The 16,112-nt window shown below is 41.2% G+C and carries 16 protein-coding genes; 7 read left to right on the top strand and 9 right to left on the bottom strand.

What is annotated here, in order from left to right:
• Positions 1-73 precede the first annotated feature (73 nt).
• The 4 genes from dnaX to JXR81_10595 are packed head-to-tail and all read left to right on the top strand — an operon-like array spanning position 74 to position 3,907.
• Positions 74-1,732, top strand: a complete 1,659-nt coding sequence (dnaX, locus tag JXR81_10610) for a DNA polymerase III subunit gamma/tau (GenBank protein ID MBN2755293.1) — start codon at positions 74-76, stop codon at positions 1,730-1,732.
• A gap of 2 nt (positions 1,733-1,734) precedes the next feature.
• On the top strand, positions 1,735-2,040 hold the full coding sequence (locus JXR81_10605) for a YbaB/EbfC family nucleoid-associated protein (protein ID MBN2755292.1): 306 nt from the start codon (positions 1,735-1,737) through the stop codon (positions 2,038-2,040).
• Positions 2,041-2,064: 24 nt separating this feature from the next.
• On the top strand, positions 2,065-2,667 hold the full coding sequence (gene recR, locus JXR81_10600) for a recombination protein RecR (GenBank protein ID MBN2755291.1): 603 nt from the start codon (positions 2,065-2,067) through the stop codon (positions 2,665-2,667).
• 7 nt (positions 2,668-2,674) lie between these two features.
• Complete coding sequence (locus JXR81_10595; GenBank protein ID MBN2755290.1) at positions 2,675-3,907, top strand: U32 family peptidase C-terminal domain-containing protein; 1,233 nt, start codon at positions 2,675-2,677, stop codon at positions 3,905-3,907.
• Between the two features lie 236 nt (positions 3,908-4,143).
• Here the strand turns inward: JXR81_10595 and JXR81_10590 are convergent, their stop codons facing one another.
• From JXR81_10590 to JXR81_10580, 3 genes are all read right to left on the bottom strand, one after another.
• Complete coding sequence (locus JXR81_10590; protein ID MBN2755289.1) at positions 4,144-4,632, bottom strand: metallophosphoesterase; 489 nt, start codon at positions 4,630-4,632, stop codon at positions 4,144-4,146.
• Positions 4,616-5,029, bottom strand: coding sequence for a DUF1844 domain-containing protein (locus JXR81_10585; GenBank protein ID MBN2755288.1), 414 nt, complete (start codon positions 5,027-5,029; stop codon positions 4,616-4,618). The genes JXR81_10590 and JXR81_10585 overlap by 17 nt, the downstream gene beginning before the upstream one ends.
• A 160-nt stretch (positions 5,030-5,189) precedes the next feature.
• The gene (locus tag JXR81_10580; protein MBN2755287.1) at positions 5,190-5,615 is read right to left on the bottom strand and encodes an Hsp20/alpha crystallin family protein; all 426 of its coding nucleotides are present in this window, start codon (positions 5,613-5,615) and stop codon (positions 5,190-5,192) included.
• A 220-nt stretch (positions 5,616-5,835) separates the two neighbouring features.
• Here JXR81_10580 and JXR81_10575 point away from each other — a divergent pair, with 220 nt between their 5' ends.
• From JXR81_10575 to JXR81_10565, 3 genes are all read left to right on the top strand, one after another.
• The gene (locus JXR81_10575; GenBank protein ID MBN2755286.1) at positions 5,836-6,207 is read left to right on the top strand and encodes a DUF2294 domain-containing protein; all 372 of its coding nucleotides are present in this window, start codon (positions 5,836-5,838) and stop codon (positions 6,205-6,207) included.
• 675 nt (positions 6,208-6,882) lie between these two features.
• Complete coding sequence (locus JXR81_10570; GenBank protein MBN2755285.1) at positions 6,883-7,422, top strand: carbonic anhydrase; 540 nt, start codon at positions 6,883-6,885, stop codon at positions 7,420-7,422.
• Between the two features lie 76 nt (positions 7,423-7,498).
• Complete coding sequence (locus JXR81_10565) at positions 7,499-9,349, top strand: phosphoenolpyruvate carboxykinase (GTP) (protein ID MBN2755284.1); 1,851 nt, start codon at positions 7,499-7,501, stop codon at positions 9,347-9,349.
• A gap of 892 nt (positions 9,350-10,241) precedes the next feature.
• Here the strand turns inward: JXR81_10565 and JXR81_10560 are convergent.
• From JXR81_10560 to JXR81_10535, 6 genes are all read right to left on the bottom strand, one after another.
• Positions 10,242-11,027, bottom strand: coding sequence for a PHP domain-containing protein (locus tag JXR81_10560; GenBank protein ID MBN2755283.1), 786 nt, complete (start codon positions 11,025-11,027; stop codon positions 10,242-10,244).
• A gap of 30 nt (positions 11,028-11,057) precedes the next feature.
• The gene (locus JXR81_10555) at positions 11,058-11,918 is read right to left on the bottom strand and encodes a lysophospholipid acyltransferase family protein (GenBank protein ID MBN2755282.1); all 861 of its coding nucleotides are present in this window, start codon (positions 11,916-11,918) and stop codon (positions 11,058-11,060) included.
• On the bottom strand, positions 11,918-13,072 hold the full coding sequence (locus JXR81_10550; GenBank protein ID MBN2755281.1) for a glycosyltransferase family 4 protein: 1,155 nt from the start codon (positions 13,070-13,072) through the stop codon (positions 11,918-11,920). The genes JXR81_10555 and JXR81_10550 overlap by 1 nt, the downstream gene beginning before the upstream one ends.
• Positions 13,073-13,338: 266 nt before the next feature.
• Positions 13,339-14,187, bottom strand: a complete 849-nt coding sequence (locus tag JXR81_10545) for a lysophospholipid acyltransferase family protein (GenBank protein MBN2755280.1) — start codon at positions 14,185-14,187, stop codon at positions 13,339-13,341.
• Positions 14,188-15,318, bottom strand: a complete 1,131-nt coding sequence (locus JXR81_10540; protein ID MBN2755279.1) for an inositol-3-phosphate synthase — start codon at positions 15,316-15,318, stop codon at positions 14,188-14,190.
• A 27-nt stretch (positions 15,319-15,345) separates the two neighbouring features.
• The gene (locus JXR81_10535; protein ID MBN2755278.1) at positions 15,346-15,945 is read right to left on the bottom strand and encodes a CDP-alcohol phosphatidyltransferase family protein; all 600 of its coding nucleotides are present in this window, start codon (positions 15,943-15,945) and stop codon (positions 15,346-15,348) included.
• Positions 15,946-16,112: the final 167 nt, after the last annotated feature.

Raw genomic sequence — 16,112 nt, 5'->3', positions numbered from 1 at the left:
GTACCCAAGGGATTATAATAAGTATATCCCGGGTGGTATATAATATTTATAGAAAATTTTAAAAGGATGAAAAATGTCTGAAAACTATTTGGTTTACACAAGAAAGTGGAGGCCGCAGGATTTTACCTCCATCATAGGGCAGGATCAGGTAATAAAGCCCATTATGAGGGCTATAGAGACACAAAGGGTAATGCATTCATATCTGTTTTCCGGGCCAAGAGGGGTTGGTAAAACCACAACCGCCCGCGTATTCGCAAAAGCTTTAAACTGCAAAGAAGGGCCCACGGTTAATCCCTGCGGCGTATGCCCAAGCTGCGTGGAAATTAAAGACGGCAGTTCGCTTGATGTCATAGAAATAGACGGCGCGTCTAACCGCGGTATTGATAAGATACGCGAATTAAGGGAGCAGGTTGGTTTTTCCGCGGCAAGAAGCCGGTATAAGGTTTATATAATTGACGAAGTGCACATGTTAACCACAGAAGCTTTTAACGCGCTTTTAAAGACGCTTGAAGAACCGCCGCGCCACGTCATATTTATTTTTGCCACCACTGACCCTCAGAATATTCCGCAGACAATACTGTCGCGCTGCCAGCATTTCAGGTTTAAAAGGGCTGCAATATCAACCATAATTGAGAATATCAAGATGATAGCCTCGCGTGAAAAAATAGATATAGAACCCGAAGCCATGAAAATGATTGCAAAAGCGGGGGACGGCGCTTTAAGGGACGGGCAGCGTATTTTTGACCAGGCTGTTACATTCGCGAAAGGCGGAAAACTTACGGCGTCCGCGGTCGCGGAAATGCTGGGAGAAATAGAAAGCGATAAACTTTTTGGCCTTCTAAAAAATGTATTTAACCGCGATTTAAAAGCGGCGCTTACTTCCGTTGAAAATGTGGTGACGGACGGATATGATCTTAAACACTTTACAAGGGGAATAGTTGAAACGCTGCGCAATCTGCTTGTAATGAAATCATCGGGCGATACGGCAGGAATAGATTCAACAGAGGATGAAATACGTGAAATGGCGGGTTTATCGGCGCTGGCGGATAAAAAAACCGTGCTTTTAATGCTGCAGAAAGCGATAGATACGGAATCTAGGCTGTCCAGAAGCAATGTGCCCGCTATAATTGTAGAAACTTTTGTGGCTGATATTATACTGTCATCCGGCGCGCAGATACCTGATGTGCCTGTGGCAATAACAGAAAAAAAAGAAATTAAACCCGCAATTCAGGCGCCGGCTGCAGAAATAGAAACGGCCAAAGATACAGAAACAGATGAAGAAGCGCCTGCAAGGGCAGGGCTTTTAATAGCGGATGAAATAGAAGAAGAAGTGGAAGTTAAAAATCTTACGGCTGATATTATAGAAAAACGGTGGAAAAATGTGGTGGCAAGGGCGGGGCGCGCCGAAAACGGGGATGAAGTGATTCCATCCATAGAAAATGCCAAAGTTGTATCATATGAAAATGAAGCGCTTACAATTATAGGAGAGAATCCGTTTCTTGCGGAACTTATCAAGAAACACGCGGAAAAAATAAAGGAATTTTTAAAGGAAGAATTTAAAAGGGAAATGAAACTTGTAGTGTATGAAAAAAATGAATACAGAAAAAAAGTTAATATTCAGAAAGAAGTCACCCAGGAAGAGGCGATGAACCTGCAGCCTATTAAAGACCTTTCAAAAGTATTTAAAATACAGAGCGTGGAAATAAAAAAACACGGCAGGCACGGAGGTTAGATATGAACATGAATCAGCTTATGAAACAGGCGCAGCAGATGCAGGCGCGTTTCGCGAAATTACAGGAAGAACTTAAAAGCAGGACGGTGGAAGCACAGTCCGGCGGCGGGGCTGTTAAAGTGACAGCCACAGGCGGCAAGGAAATTAAAGAGATAATTATTGATAAAGAACTTATAACGTCAGGCGATGCGGATATGCTTCAGGACCTTGTGCTTGCGGCGGTTAATGAAGCTTTAAACCGCGCCCAGGAAATGGTGGAAGAAGAGACAAAAAAACTTACAGGCGGAATGAACATCCCCGGATTATAGCCCATAAGGCGGAAAAATACAAAAGTGTATACATACCCTTTTAAACTTGAAAAACTTATCAATGAAATATCCAAACTTCCCGGCATAGGCCCTAAAATGGCTGAAAGAACGGCTATTTATCTTTTAAAAAAAGGGCAGCCTGCCGCAGACGCTTTAAGTGAGGCTTTGGGCGGAATTAAAGATATAAAATTCTGCTCCATATGCGGCAATATAAGTACGATTGATACCTGTGCCGTATGCATGGATGAAAAAAGGGATAAAGGCGTTATATGCGTTGTGGAATCGCCTGAAGACGTAATAACAATTGAACACACCGGAAAACACGCGGGTGTTTATCACGTTCTTTATGGTGTTATTAATCCTTTAAACAATGTATTGCCTGAAAATCTAAAAATAAGCTCGCTTATAAACAGGGCGGGAGCGCCAGATGTGCGCGAGATAATTCTTGCCATCAACCACACGGTGGAAGGCGATGCCACTTCATTATATATCGCGGACGCCGTAAAGACTGTCAAACCTGAAGTAAAAATAACCCGCCTTGCAAAAGGGCTGCCTACGGGGTCGGATATTAAATATGCCGATGAAATAACACTTGGGCAGGCAATTCTTGAAAGAAAAGAAGTCTGATTGTAAAATGAAAAAACCTGAGATATTGTCCCCGGCCGGAAACCTTGAAAAATTAAAATTTGCTTTTGCTTACGGCGCGGACGCGGTTTATGCTGCCGGAAAAAATTTCAGCCTGCGTAATTTTTCCGGAAATTTTAATGATAAAGGCCTTAAAGAAGCCGTGGAGTATTCCCATTCAATAAATAAAAAAATTTATATCACCGTAAATATTTTTCCGCACAACAGGGACCTTGAGGGCATTAAAGAACACCTGAATTTTTTAAACACAATCAAACCTGACGGTATTATTATTTCTGATCTTGGCATATTTGCTATGGCAAAAAAAGAAGCCCCCGGTGTACCGCTGCATATTTCCGTGCAGTCAAATAACCTTAATTATTTGGAAGTGAATGAATGGTATAACCTTGGTGCCAAAAGGATAGTGCTGGCGCGCGAGCTTTCTTTTGAAGAAATAAAAGAGATAAGAGAAAAATGCCCGCAGATGGAACTGGAAGTATTTGTACACGGCGCAATCTGTATGTCTTATTCGGGGCGGTGCATGTTAAGCGATTACATGACAGGCAGGGGGGCGAATCAAGGTGAGTGCGCCCAAAGCTGCAGGTGGAGTTATGAACTGACAGAGGAAAAAAGGCCCGGTGAAAGAATGCCCGTGGAAGAGGATGAAAGAGGCACATATATTTTTAATTCAAAAGATTTAAAAACCATTAATCATATTCAGGAATTTATCAAAATAGGGATAGACAGTTTTAAAATAGAAGGCAGGATGAAAAGCCTTCATTACGCGGCTGTAACCGCGGCGGTATATAATAAGGCATCAGAAAATTTTATAAAAAATCCTGACGGTTATCTGCCTGACCCAAAGCTTGATGCAGAGCTGAATAATATTTCCCACAGGGAGTATACAGAAGGGTTTTATTTTGCTAAAGCGTGGGACATACAGCAGAGTTTTAAGTCTTCGGATTATATGGCGGACAGTATTTATATGGGGCATATTAACGCGGTACAGGATAATAATACCTATAAACTAATTGCAAAGAACACAATAAAAATAGGCGATAAACTTGAAATATTCACGCCTGCCGCGCATTCAATAGAAGCGGCAGTATTATCCATAAAAGAAACTGACGGAACAGAAATTACCCACACAAAAGGGGAAAGGGAATACTATATTAAGTTTGAAATGAAAGAAACAGCTGAAATTTTCAGCATAATCAGAAAAAATGTTGTTGTTAAACAGTAGTTTTAATATGAATCAATTAAATAATTTGATTTTTTAAGATTGTTCAAGCAGTTTACCTGACCAATTATCAGCCGGTACATTTACAGCGTTTTCGGGGTATATTTCGCAAAAACCGGTTTTTCCACAGGTTTTCCACAGTTATTAACATCTGTTAATACCTATTTTAACCTTATTTTTATAGTATGTTTAGGTTTATCACGTTTAAAACACCTATTTATCACATAAACGGTTATTATCTATAATTTTACAATTTCCGCAAGAAATGAGTCGTTTGTGACAGTAATAATACCTACAGAATTGAAAATATTACCTTTTGTGGGGCTTCCCGGGTTAAAAAGCAGTATACCTGCGTGCAGTTTATTTAATGGAATATGTGTATGTCCAAAGATTATTACATCAGGTATTTCCGCGGCAAATTTTTTAAACATTCTTTCCGGTGTGGTGGAATGAACGCCGGCGCCGTGGCAGACTGCAATTTTGAATTTATTATTTATCATAAGAACAGTCTGTTCTTCAAGGTTTAATTCAGCGCCGTCCATGTTTCCGCGTACTGATACAAGGGGTGCTATTTTTTCAAGGCTGTTTATAACGGCCTGTGAGGTGTGGTCGCCCGCGTGAATAATTAAATCCACTCCGTTGAAAAGTTTCTTAACTTTATCCGGAAGGTGCGTGGAATGGGTGTCTGAAATAACGCCTATTTTGGAAATATTATTTATTTTCTCCATCGGCCTTTTTCATAAGTTCCGCCAAAAGCGACTGCAGCTGGCCGTCTGAAAGCTTGTCCAGCGCTTTGTCCACAACTTCCTGATGTGCTTTTGGAGAATTAATTATTTTATAATCAGTGCCTTCCGGCGGTTTCATAAGGCCGGCTGCCACTACGTATTTCTGCTGAAGTTCTCCCAATATCCTGAATACAAGTTTTGATTCGCCGGGGGTCAGTTTTCCCGCTGTTTTATCAGCAATGGCTTTTATCATATTTATTGTCTGGCGTGCCATTGGAAGGTTCTGTTGTTTCTTGCCGGATACAAAACGGGCGGCTTCCCCAAGTGAAATAAGGGTATTCTGATTCAACATAAGGATAAGGTTGATAAAATCAACATTATCTTCTTTTTTCACATCCATAAATATCTCCCGAATGTTTTTTTACATTAAAACACAGGGAGAAATAAAAATCAAGTAACAGATAACAAGTTACAAGTTACAACTAACAAGTTACAACTAAAATACAAGTGACAGGTTTTAAGCTGTAAACTGTCACCTGTCACTTGTCACCTGTCACTTGTCACTTAACTTTGATTTCCTTGGCTTTTTTGGCTTCTGTTTTGGGTATTATAATCTGCAGAACTCCGTGTTCGTATTTGGCGTCTATCTTCTCGGAATCGGTGCCCTTTGGAAGTATAAAACGCCGCATAAAACTGCCGTAGCTTCTTTCGTAATAGTGGTAATTTCTTTTTTCGTCGTTTTCTTCTTTTTCGTGCTTTCTTTCCCCGGAAATTGAAAGTACGCTGTCGTCAAGCTCAACCTTAATATCTTCCTGCTTCATTCCGGGAAGGTCCGCTTTAACAATGTACCTGTCTTTTTCCTCTGCTACGTCCACGGCCGGTGAAATCTTACCCGTGACAGAAAGCCCTGAAGTGAAAAAATCGTCAAAAATTGCCCCAAAATCGTCGTGCCTTGCCGGTACATCCCTTCTTTCCAACATTTTCATAAAAATCCGCCTCCTTAAAATTTATTTAATTCCTTCAGCTTATTAAAAGCAAATTCTGTGCCGCGGTAAATTGCCAAAAATAAGGCGGCTATGATATAAAGGTGTTTCATTAAAAAACAAAACGTGTTTAAAAATAAAACATCATCGTTTAAAAATTAAATGCGCTCTTGACCATAAAAAAAATACGATATAAAATGTTTAAAATTAAGGATGGTGAAAAATGGCTAAAGATATTTCAAAAGGGCAGGCAGAGGCAAAGATAAGGGAATATATTATAAGATTTGAAAAAGAACATATGGGGCGCGGCCCGGAAGACACGCTTGTTGACATTATGAAGGATATTATTTTTATAAGGCTTAAAGGGGTTCTTACAGCGGCTGAAAAAACTCTGGCAAATGACGCGGAAGGAAAGTCCCTTGTAAAACAGACCAGGGTCAGGCTTCTGGAAGCATCAAGAAAGATGCTTGAAAAAAACATTGAAGAAATTACTTCCGTCAAAGTCATATCAATGCATACGGACATAAGCACAAAGACAGGCGAAAGAATAATAGTGTTTACCATGGATTCAAACCTGGAAAATAATTATCAGTAATTTCTTGTGTATTTGATATTTGTTTTGTTTTTTATCCGCACGACCCTTCGTGTATCCGTACCTTGATTTTACCCGGGTTTGTTGTATGAAGTGGCAGGCGCGTCCCTTTAGGGCGCGGTTGGAGCGAGCCTGTGAAGCGGAAACCCCCGGGCTTACGCGAGTTTACGAGCGTAAGTGTTAGGGGACAGTTGATTTGATGTTTATTTTTACTTTTGTCCCCCGGTTTTACAGGGGTTGGGTATATTTTTTCAGCACGCGCCGCAAATTGGTAATTTTGTATCCAAATAAATTTGAAATCAACAGTTATGTTAATTCATTGGTAGTCGGGAGCCCGCGTCATATATATGTATGCCGGCGCGGCATTAAACAGCTCCTGCCGAATTTATACTATGCTTGCGCGGCGCGTACTGAAAAAATACACCCAATCCCTGTTGTATTTTGGTGTTCTTCCAAATTTAGAATTTCGAATTTTCAATATTTTTTCCTCAGCCTGATATTTGCTTTAAAAAATATTTGACTTTATATCATTCATAATGTATATTTTTAATGAATTAAAAGAGGAAGATTTGGCGGAACGCCGGTTAATAAAAACGGCAGGCCGCTTTAATAATCCGGCAGGCGGTTTACAGCATATACCGCAGGGCCGGATTTTTTTTGCCCAAAAGGAGGTAATCTATGAAAATTAAGGAAATTAATTCAGCGGCGGATATTCCAAAATCAATGCTGGGAACCCCGGTTGAAACCCTTATCCGATGCCATAATTTTGGTGAAGACAGAAAGCAGTACGATAACGCGGAAATTCTTATCGGTATGTGCATGGATAACAGAAAAGTTTTAAGGGTTCCGGATAATTTTGCTTATGTGATAAGGACCGCGGGCGGTTCCATGAAATACAGTGATTTTGTTATTTCATACGCTGTGGCTGTCGGACAAATAAAAGCAATCGCTATAATAGGCCATGATGACTGCGGTATGTGCGGCCTGCACAATAGAAAAGAAAGTTATATAGAAGGGCTTGTAAACGCGGGATGGGACAAAGATACGGCTGAACAGCATTTTGACAGTTTTTCCCCGATATTTGAAATAGGCAACGAAGAAGATTTTGTAATATCAGAAGTTAAAAGGATAAAGAACAGGTATGAAAAGCTTTATGTGGCGCCGCTTTTTTACAGGATGTCAGACGGAATGCTTTCGTATATAGATATGGAAGAATAGGAAAAAATTTTTACTTGAATTTTTGGTATAAAAATCAGATAATATTGTAATTTTTACACACAGGAGGTACGAATTTATGGAGGTTTTAAGAAAGAAGTGTTCCAAAGAAAGTTACAAGAGGCTTGAAGCCCTGAAGAATCCCGCATTAATGGAATTTGTGGCCAAATACGCGGAGGTAATGGATCCTGATTCTGTTTTTGTTCCCAATGACGGTAAAGCCGATGAAGAATATATTAAAAAAATGGCGCTTGAAAAAGGGGAAGAAGAAGCTTTAAATATTAAAGGGCATACAATTCATCATGACGGAATCCACGATCAGGGACGTGACCCAAAAAATACAAAATTTCTTTTCTCCCCGGGTATAGCGCCTGAAGGTTTAAACGGAATGGACAGGGAAGAAGGGTTAAAAGAGATTCATGAAAAAATGAAGGGAATAATGAAAGGGCGCCAGATGATGGTATGTTTTTATTCGCTTGGGCCTGTAAATTCCCCTTTTTATATTCCTTCAGTGCAGCTTACAGATTCTTTTTATGTTGTGCATTCGGAAAATATTCTTTACAGAAAAGCTTATGAAGCTTTTAAAAAAGCAAAACCATCCTCTTTCTTCAAGGTTGTTCACGGAACGGGCGAAGTGGATGAGCAGATGAACAGTAAAAATATAGAAGACAGAAGGGTGTACATTGACCTTGAAACAGAGACAGTTTACAGCTGCAACACGCAGTACGCGGGGCAGTCAGTGGGCTTTAAGAAACTTGCTTTAAGGCTTGCAATTCAGAAAGCATCGCGCGAAGGCTGGCTTGCTGAACATATGTTTGTAATGGGCGTAAAAGGGCCAAAGGGGCGCGTATCATATTTCTCCGGTGCTTACCCTTCTATGTGTGGAAAGACTTCCACCGCCATGGTTGAAGGCGAATCAATAGTGGGCGATGATTTGGCGTATTTAAGAAATATTAAAGGCAAAGTACACGCTGTTAACGTTGAAAAAGGGATATTCGGAATTATTCAGGATATAAGTTCTGAATCTGACCCGCTTATCTGGAATGTATTAAACTCACCCGGCGATGTAATTGTAAGTAATGTATTAAATGCAGACGGCACGCCGTACTGGCTTGGCGATAAAAGGGAAACGCCTGAAAAGGGAAAAAATTATTCCGGCACATGGGAAAAAGGCAAAACAGACCACACAGGCCAGGAAATAAATTTCGCGCATAAAAATGCAAGGTATTCCATAAGCCTTGAAAAACTGAAAAATTGCGATAAAAATCTCCATAAAAAAGAGGGTGTGGAGCTTAAGGGTATTATTTACGGCGGGCGCGACAGTAATACATCCGTTCCTGTATGCCAGTCTTTTGGCTGGGAACACGGTGTAATTACAATGGGAGCTTCGCTTGAATCGGAAACCACGGCCGCTACAATAGGGCAGGAAGGCAAGCGCGTGTTTAACATTATGTCCAACCTTGAATTCCTTTCAATTTCCATGGCCAAATATCTTGAATGCTACCTTGAATTTCCAAAAACTTTAAAAACCGTGCCTCCTATTTTTGGCGCCAATTATTTCTTAAGGGGCAAAGATGGCAAATGGTTGAACGGGGTTAAGGATAAAAAAGTCTGGCTTAAATGGATGGAATTAAAAGCAAACGGTGATGTGGATGGAATACAGTCCCCTGTGGGAGTCCTTCCAAAATATGACATTATTAAGAAACTTTTTAAAGAACTGCTTAATAAAGAATATTCAATTGAAGAATATAATGAACAGTTTATGATACGCGTACAGGAAAATATAGCCAAGATGGACAGGATAATAGCGGTTTATAAAGGCGTTAAGGGCACTCCTGCCAGGGTATTTGAAGAACTTGAAGCCCAGAAAAAAAGGCTTATGGAATTAAAAGCCGCCAAGGGCGATTACGTTACACCGGATAAACTTTAAATTCAAACAGAAAAAGGCCGGCTGAAAAGCCGGCCTTTTTTTTTGAAGTAGTTTGATTTTGTCCTGGTAGACGCGGGTCTTTAGCCCGCGGCAGTAGATTTGTTTTACTTCCGTCCCTCTGACCTTCCGTGCATCCGTCCCTCTGTATTACAGTGATTGGGTGTATTTTTTCAGCACGCGCCGCAAATTGGTGTGCTTGTAACCAAACAAGTTTGAAGTCTACAGGTATGTTAATGTCGTTTGCGGCCGGGAACTCGTGTTACATCCGAATATGCCGGCGAAGCATTAAACCGCCCCTGCCATATACATAGTATGTTAGGGCGGCGCATACTGAAAAAACACACCCAACCCCTGTTGTATTCTTGTGTTCGTCCAATTTTCGAATTTTCGATGTTTGTTTTTACTTCCGTCCCTCTGATCTTCCGTGCATCCGTCCCTCTGTATTACAGTGATTGGGTGTATTTTTTCAGCATGCGCCGCAAACTGGTAATCTTGTATCCAAACAAACTTGAAATCATCGCTCAGGTTAACATCATTGGCAAACGGGAGCCCGCGTCACATACATGTATGCCGGCGTTGCATTAAACAGTTCCTGCCGGATTTATACTATGCTTACGCGGCGCATACTGAAAAAACACACCCAACCCCTGTAAGTGTTAATCAAATTTTCGAATTTCGAATCTCAAATATCAATGTTTACCGTTACTTCCGTCCCTCGGCCTTACCGGTTTTGTTGTATGCAGTGGTAGGCGCGTCTCTTTAGGGCGCGGTTGGAGCAAGCCTGTGAAGCGGAAATCCCCGGGCTTACGCGAGTTTACGAGCGTAAGTGTTAGGGGGCAGTTGATTTGGATTTTACCAAGCCTCTAAGCATCCAAACTTCCAAGCATCTATCCTAAAAAACTTTAAACTTTTTGACTTTTTTTATAAACAAATCCCAGTGGTCCTGAAAGTCCCAGTACGTGCCGCCAAAGAAAGTGGTGCCTTCTTTAATACTGGTACGGAAGTCCTCAATTGTTTTTCCCTTAAATAAAGTATAGGCATCGCCCACGCCTTCAAAAGAGTGGCTGTCAGAACCGCCGGTAACGGGAAGCTTCCAGAATTCCTTGTTGATTTTAGCGGCTTTGCCGTCGGTTATTTTGCCTGCTATTGCGGGGTTTAAAAGCTCCACCGCGTCAAAATAAACAAGAGGGTCTTTATGTTCTATTATGGTTTTAAACGCCTGTTCCCCCACAGACGTTGTAAGCCAGCTTAAAGGGTGGGGGACGACAACTATGCCGCCCTGTTCGTGTATTGATTTAATTGTGTCTATCAGCGAAGTGTATCTTCTTATCCTTTTTTTCATAAAAAGGCCTATAAGGTGGCCCTTTAAAGTGCTTACTTCCTCGCCCACAATTACCTGTACCCTGTATTTCTTTTTAAGGGCGTATTCCTGCGCGGCTATTCCGCCTTTTATCTGGTCGTGGTCGGTCACGCCTATTATTGCAAGGTCAGTGTGGTGTTCCACGTAATCCACAACTTCTTCAGGGGTATTTACAGCATCGCTTGCGGTGGTATGCAGGTGTGTATCAGCCTTGCTGTATCCGGTTAAATGCTCCTGTTTTATGAATTCCATATGTTTGTCCACCGCATAGCCGTGAGGGGGGTGCTGCGTAAAAAATGAATTTTTCTTTTTTGACATTGAAGCTCCTTATAATTAAAATAGGTTTTTTTATTTCCAAAACCTGCGGAACATATACCACTGTTCCGGGTGTGCTGTTATAAGTTTTTCCGCGTGTTTCATTATTTCCTGTGTTATTACCTGCAGGTCAGTATCGGTATTTCCTGTAATATTATACTCTATAATTTCCCCGGGATTGCCGTAAAAATTTTCATTTTCCCTTATGACACAGCCAAGCATTAACGCGGCGCCTGTTTTTAAGGCAAGCCTTGCGGCAAAAGATGCCACATATGTTTTTCTTCCAAAAAATTCCACTTCTACCGCTCCTTTTTCCGAAGGTGAAACAGGCCTGTCCACAAGCACGTTTAAAATGCCGTTATTTTCCAGGCAGCGGTAGGCGTCTTTAAGGTTTTTATTGGGAAGCACAATATGTATGCCGTATTTTCCGCGTGTTTCCTGTATAAATTTTGAATATCCGCCGCCCAGGTCATCGGCAACGGCCCAGACATTGTCATAGTGGGAGGAAATAGTAAGCCCCGCAATATCCCAGTTTGAAAAGTGAAGGGTGCACATTATGATGCCTTTTCCTTTTTTCAGGGATTCGTCCAGTTTTTCTGTTCCGCGGATTTCAGGAACAGCGCCTTTTTTCACCATTTTATTCAGATATAAAAATTCCACGTTAAACATGGCATAATTTTTAAGGTTATCGTTTATTGTGTTTTTAAGTTCTATATCAGAAGGGAAACGGCCAAGTTTTTTTAACAGTACGGTTTTATAATTATCCTCAACATTTTTATATTTTTCAGTCCAGAAAAAAAATATTACTTTTGTTATATAAAACGCCGCCGTGTACAGCGTTTTGATGGGAATAAGGGTTATTAAAGCCGTAAAAATTACGATAATATAGTACATTAAACGGCCTCCGTTTTGTCATGATGTTCTTTATCCCAAATAGTACGGTAAAATTCCAGGTTTTTTTTGGCTATTTCCGGCCATGCGTGGCGTTTGGCTTTTATCCTGCCGCGGGCGCCCAGTTCGCGCATAATGGGTTTTTTTGTTATCAGAATTTCCAGTTTCTGCGACAGGTCATGCACGTCGCGCGGCTGCGCAAGAAAACCGTCATCCATATTTGAAACCACATCATTATATCCGCTTATGTTAAAAGCCACGACAGGAATACCAGCCGCCATTGCTTCCAATAGGACAATGCCGAAACTTTCGCCAAAAAGCGCGGGCGAGCAGTATATCTGCGCGGTCCTGTAATATTTTGGAAGGTCATCTGTGGAAACAAAACCTTCAAAAAAAATGTCTTTTATAGCGTGTTTTTTAATGTATTTCTGAAGCTGCGGCATTAAAGGGCCGCGTCCGACAACAATAAGCCTTATATTTGAATGTGTATTTTTAAGTTTTTCATAAGCTTTTATAAGGTACACAAGCCCCTTTCTTTTTTCTATTCTTCCCGTGAAAAGTATGTTTATCATGGAATCATTAAATTTTTCTATTTTATCCCCTGTGGGGGAAAAGCGTGATGTTGAAACGCCGTTTGGTATTATTTCAATATCAGAACCGTCAAAATACCTGGAAATGCTGCTTTTTGCCGAAGGAGATACTGCTATTTTGCCGTGAAGTTTTTTCCATAAAGGCGAAATAAATACTTTTCCCGCCCTGTAATAAATATTTGAAGTAAAATTCGCGTGGAAAGTGGCTATGTTAAAGGCTTTAGAAAATTTTATCACTTCGTGCGACAAAAAGGGGACAAAGGGCTCCTGGAAATGGATTATGTCAAAGTTATACTTATCCAGCGCTTTTTTAATTTCTGTTTTATCACGCATCAGTATTATTCTGCCTGTAGAACCGTTTACTGTTATAGGATACCCGCGCCCTATTCTTATTACGTCTTTTTCGTCTTTTGAAATATCGCTGTTGAAACGTGAAGTGATTACTTTTACAAAATATCCAAGTTTTTGATACTCTTTTTTCAGGTGATAGACATATTCCTGTACCCCGCCGTAAAGCGGGTAATAATACGGCGTCACTATGGCTATTTTTTTAAAAGTGTCAGGCATATGTTCCCTTTTTGTAATATTTTTTAACAACGGTTTATTATAAATAAAATAGATATTTATGTATAGGTTTTGTTTTTAATGCACCAAAAAAATCAACTGTCCCTACATCTTTGTTCACAGGCTCGCTTCATCGCAGGGATTTCCGTTCGCATGCTCACTTCAACCGCGGGCTAAAGACCCGCGTCTACCAAAGCCAAATAATCCGCGTAAGCCCGGGGATTTTAACTTCACAGGCTCGCTCCATTCAAGCTTCCAAGCCTCTAAAACTATTCCAGCCACACCTTCTGCAGCATGCACCACTGTGATGCATCCTGTTTTAATACAGTTTCAAATTTTGAAACAAGTTCTTTTGTAATTTTTTCTTCGTTTTCCGGTGTTCGGGGAAGATTTTCGTCATTTAAAAGAGTATTATCCCAGAACAGGGAATATTTTAAAGGGTCAGAAGGCATACGTTTGAATACTCCAAATAATATCGGAGCACCGGACATAAGGGACAATTTTACGGGACCGGATGGAATGTATGCTTTGCTGCCGAAAAATAACGGGTTAAAACCTGTTTTTTCCAGGTCTCTGTCAGAGACAAGAACAAGAAGGCCGCCGGATTTTAGAACTTTAAGCATGCCTTTTAAATCCGTGGATTTTATTACATTCATACCCCAGCCGTTTCTTGTTTCAGTAAACCATTTAAAAGCCCCGCCTGATAATTCTTCCACCACTACCGTGACTTTACCCGGAAAATAAGATGCTAAAATCGCGCCGCCCAAATCCCAGTTGCCATAGTGCATTGTGGTTATTATCATGCTTTTGCCGCTATCAAGGTGTTTCTTTACGGTTTCGGCCAGCAATTGAAAAGACGCGCGGTCAAAGCTTTTTGAAAGTTCAGACGGATTTTTGAAAAGGTCAAAATAATATCTGGCATAATTATGGTAGTTTTTGATAAGAGTGCTGTTGTCAGGTACTTTACCGGTAATGTGTTTTAAATTATCTTTAAGTGTCTGCTTCCTGATGCCGCCCAGGATAAAAAAAACAGAAGATAAGGCGCTGAAAAAAAAATATCCCGCGGAACGCGGGATATTTTTTAACAGCATGCCTGTAAATTTAAGCAGGCGGTACATTTATTTCTTCTTGGAAGATTTTTTAACCGCTTTTTTCGCGGATTTCTTAACAGGTGCCTGTTTGCTGTCCACAAATTTCTGAACCATCTGTTTGGCAAGGTTGTCATCGTACTGAACAGGGGGCGTCTTCATAAAGTAAGCTGAAGGCCCTTCCAGTATGCCGCCTATTTTCTTATCAAGGGCTATCTTGGCGCAGCGTACCGCGTCAATAATAACACCGGCGCTGTTTGGTGAATCCCATACTTCCAGTTTCAATTCAAGGTTAAGCGGGACGCCGCCGAAATTTTCGCCTTCCATCCTTATGTGGCACCATTTGCGGTCTTTAAGCCATGGGATGTGGTCAGACGGCCCTACGTGCACGTCTTCCGCGCTGTTTATATGATTCTGCATTGCCGACAAAACAGCGTTGGTCTTGGAAATTTTCTTGGAATAAAGGCGTTCGCGTTCCAGCATGTTTTTAAAGTCCATGTTGCCGCCAAAGTTAATCTGATAGGTGCGTAGAATATTTACGCCCCTGTCGCCAAAAAGCTGGGTTAAAACCCTGTGCACTATCGTCGCGCCGACCTGTGATTTAATGTCGTCGCCGATAATAGGCACTCCTGCTTTTTTAAACCTTTCCGCCCATTCCGGTTTTGAAGCGATAAATACCGGGATAGCATTTACAAACGCGCACTTTGCCTCAAGCGCGCACGAAGCGTAGTACTGAACCGCTTCTTCGGAACCAACAGGCATGTAACTTACAAACACATCCACTTTCTTTTCCCTTAATACCTTAGCCACGTCCACCGGAATCTCGTCTGATTCTGTTACAACTTCCCTGTAATACTTGCCAAGGCCGTCCAGTGTCGGGCCCCTCATGCATTTCACGCCGGTCTTTTTCATTTTAGCGAATTCTATAGTGTTGTTTGGAAGGGCTTCCAGCGCGTCCTTTACGTCTTTTCCGACCTTGTTGCTGTCCACGTCAAAAGCCGCGACAAGTTCAATGTCGCGCACCCTGTATCCCCCAAGGTTGGCGTTCATAAGTCCGGGGATAAACGTGCTGTCCTGTACATCCTTGTAAAACTCCAGCCCCTGCATCAGGGACCAGGCGCAGTTGCCTAAACCTGCAATTGCCATTCTGATCTTTGCCATCTTTCTCCTCCTGAAATTTCTATGAATTTAAATATGTTTTGCCTGTTCGTTGACAAGCAAAAACCGCTGAATAACCGTTACTATGGATAAAACAGCCATAATCCACAGCGCCGGGACTGCCTGATTAATTAAAAGCCCAAGTAAGATAACCACCATACGTTCCGGGCGTGTGAAAATTCCGCCGGAACAGTCTATTTTAAGGCCGCCCGCGCGCGCCCTTAAATAGCTGACAAGGAATGACGAAAACATAACTATATAGCATAAAATTACCGCGGTTTTATCGGGTATTTCAAGGTTCAGATAATACATTAAAAGAGCCAGGTAAAGGGCGCCTTCAGATATCCTGTCGGTCACGGAATCAAGAAACCCGCCGAATTTAGATTTTTGGTTTGTGTATCTGGCAAGGGAGCCGTCTATCATGTCAAAAATGCTTGCGAATATGATAACAATTGCGCCTGTTATAAATTGCCCTTTATATATAAGGAAAGTTCCTGCTAAATTAATAATAAGCCCAACCCATGTTACAAAATTGGGTGTAATATGCAATTTATTTAAAAGTACAAGTAGAGGCACCATTGCGTTTTCAAAGAACTTTTTCAGGCCGTCCCTGGCTGCTTTGTATCCCATTGTTATAAATTCTCCCTTTTTAGTAAAACAGTAAATATATATCACTTTTAAGGGGGGGTGTCAAGGGGAACGGCGGCAGTTCTGTCAACGCAAAATAGAAGTGTCCTATTTTCTGCAAAATAGAAATGTCCGCTTTTCAAAGTACAGCCTGCCAAGAATCCCCGGTT

The sequence above is a fragment of the Candidatus Goldiibacteriota bacterium genome (assembly GCA_016937715.1).
Lineage (GTDB): Bacteria > Oederibacteriota > PGYV01 > PGYV01 > PGYV01 > PGYV01.
The sequence above is the reverse complement of the archived record's forward strand: the minus strand, read 5'-3'. Positions and strand labels throughout refer to the sequence as shown.

Coding starts and splice junctions, on each gene's coding strand:
- JXR81_10545 (MBN2755280.1), bottom strand. CDS start 14,187: ATGTACCGCCTGCTTAAATTTACAGGCATGCTGTTAAAAAATATCCCG.
- JXR81_10585 (MBN2755288.1), bottom strand. CDS start 5,029: ATGGATGTGAAAAAAGAAGATAATGTTGATTTTATCAACCTTATCCTT.
- JXR81_10595 (MBN2755290.1), top strand. CDS start 2,675: ATGAAAAAACCTGAGATATTGTCCCCGGCCGGAAACCTTGAAAAATTA.
- JXR81_10535 (MBN2755278.1), bottom strand. CDS start 15,945: ATGGGATACAAAGCAGCCAGGGACGGCCTGAAAAAGTTCTTTGAAAAC.
- JXR81_10560 (MBN2755283.1), bottom strand. CDS start 11,027: ATGTCAAAAAAGAAAAATTCATTTTTTACGCAGCACCCCCCTCACGGC.
- JXR81_10565 (MBN2755284.1), top strand. CDS start 7,499: ATGGAGGTTTTAAGAAAGAAGTGTTCCAAAGAAAGTTACAAGAGGCTT.
- JXR81_10575 (MBN2755286.1), top strand. CDS start 5,836: ATGGCTAAAGATATTTCAAAAGGGCAGGCAGAGGCAAAGATAAGGGAA.
- JXR81_10555 (MBN2755282.1), bottom strand. CDS start 11,918: ATGTACTATATTATCGTAATTTTTACGGCTTTAATAACCCTTATTCCC.
- JXR81_10605 (MBN2755292.1), top strand. CDS start 1,735: ATGAACATGAATCAGCTTATGAAACAGGCGCAGCAGATGCAGGCGCGT.
- JXR81_10570 (MBN2755285.1), top strand. CDS start 6,883: ATGAAAATTAAGGAAATTAATTCAGCGGCGGATATTCCAAAATCAATG.
- JXR81_10550 (MBN2755281.1), bottom strand. CDS start 13,072: ATGCCTGACACTTTTAAAAAAATAGCCATAGTGACGCCGTATTATTAC.
- JXR81_10590 (MBN2755289.1), bottom strand. CDS start 4,632: ATGGAGAAAATAAATAATATTTCCAAAATAGGCGTTATTTCAGACACC.
- JXR81_10580 (MBN2755287.1), bottom strand. CDS start 5,615: ATGAAAATGTTGGAAAGAAGGGATGTACCGGCAAGGCACGACGATTTT.
- JXR81_10540 (MBN2755279.1), bottom strand. CDS start 15,318: ATGGCAAAGATCAGAATGGCAATTGCAGGTTTAGGCAACTGCGCCTGG.
- dnaX (MBN2755293.1), top strand. CDS start 74: ATGTCTGAAAACTATTTGGTTTACACAAGAAAGTGGAGGCCGCAGGAT.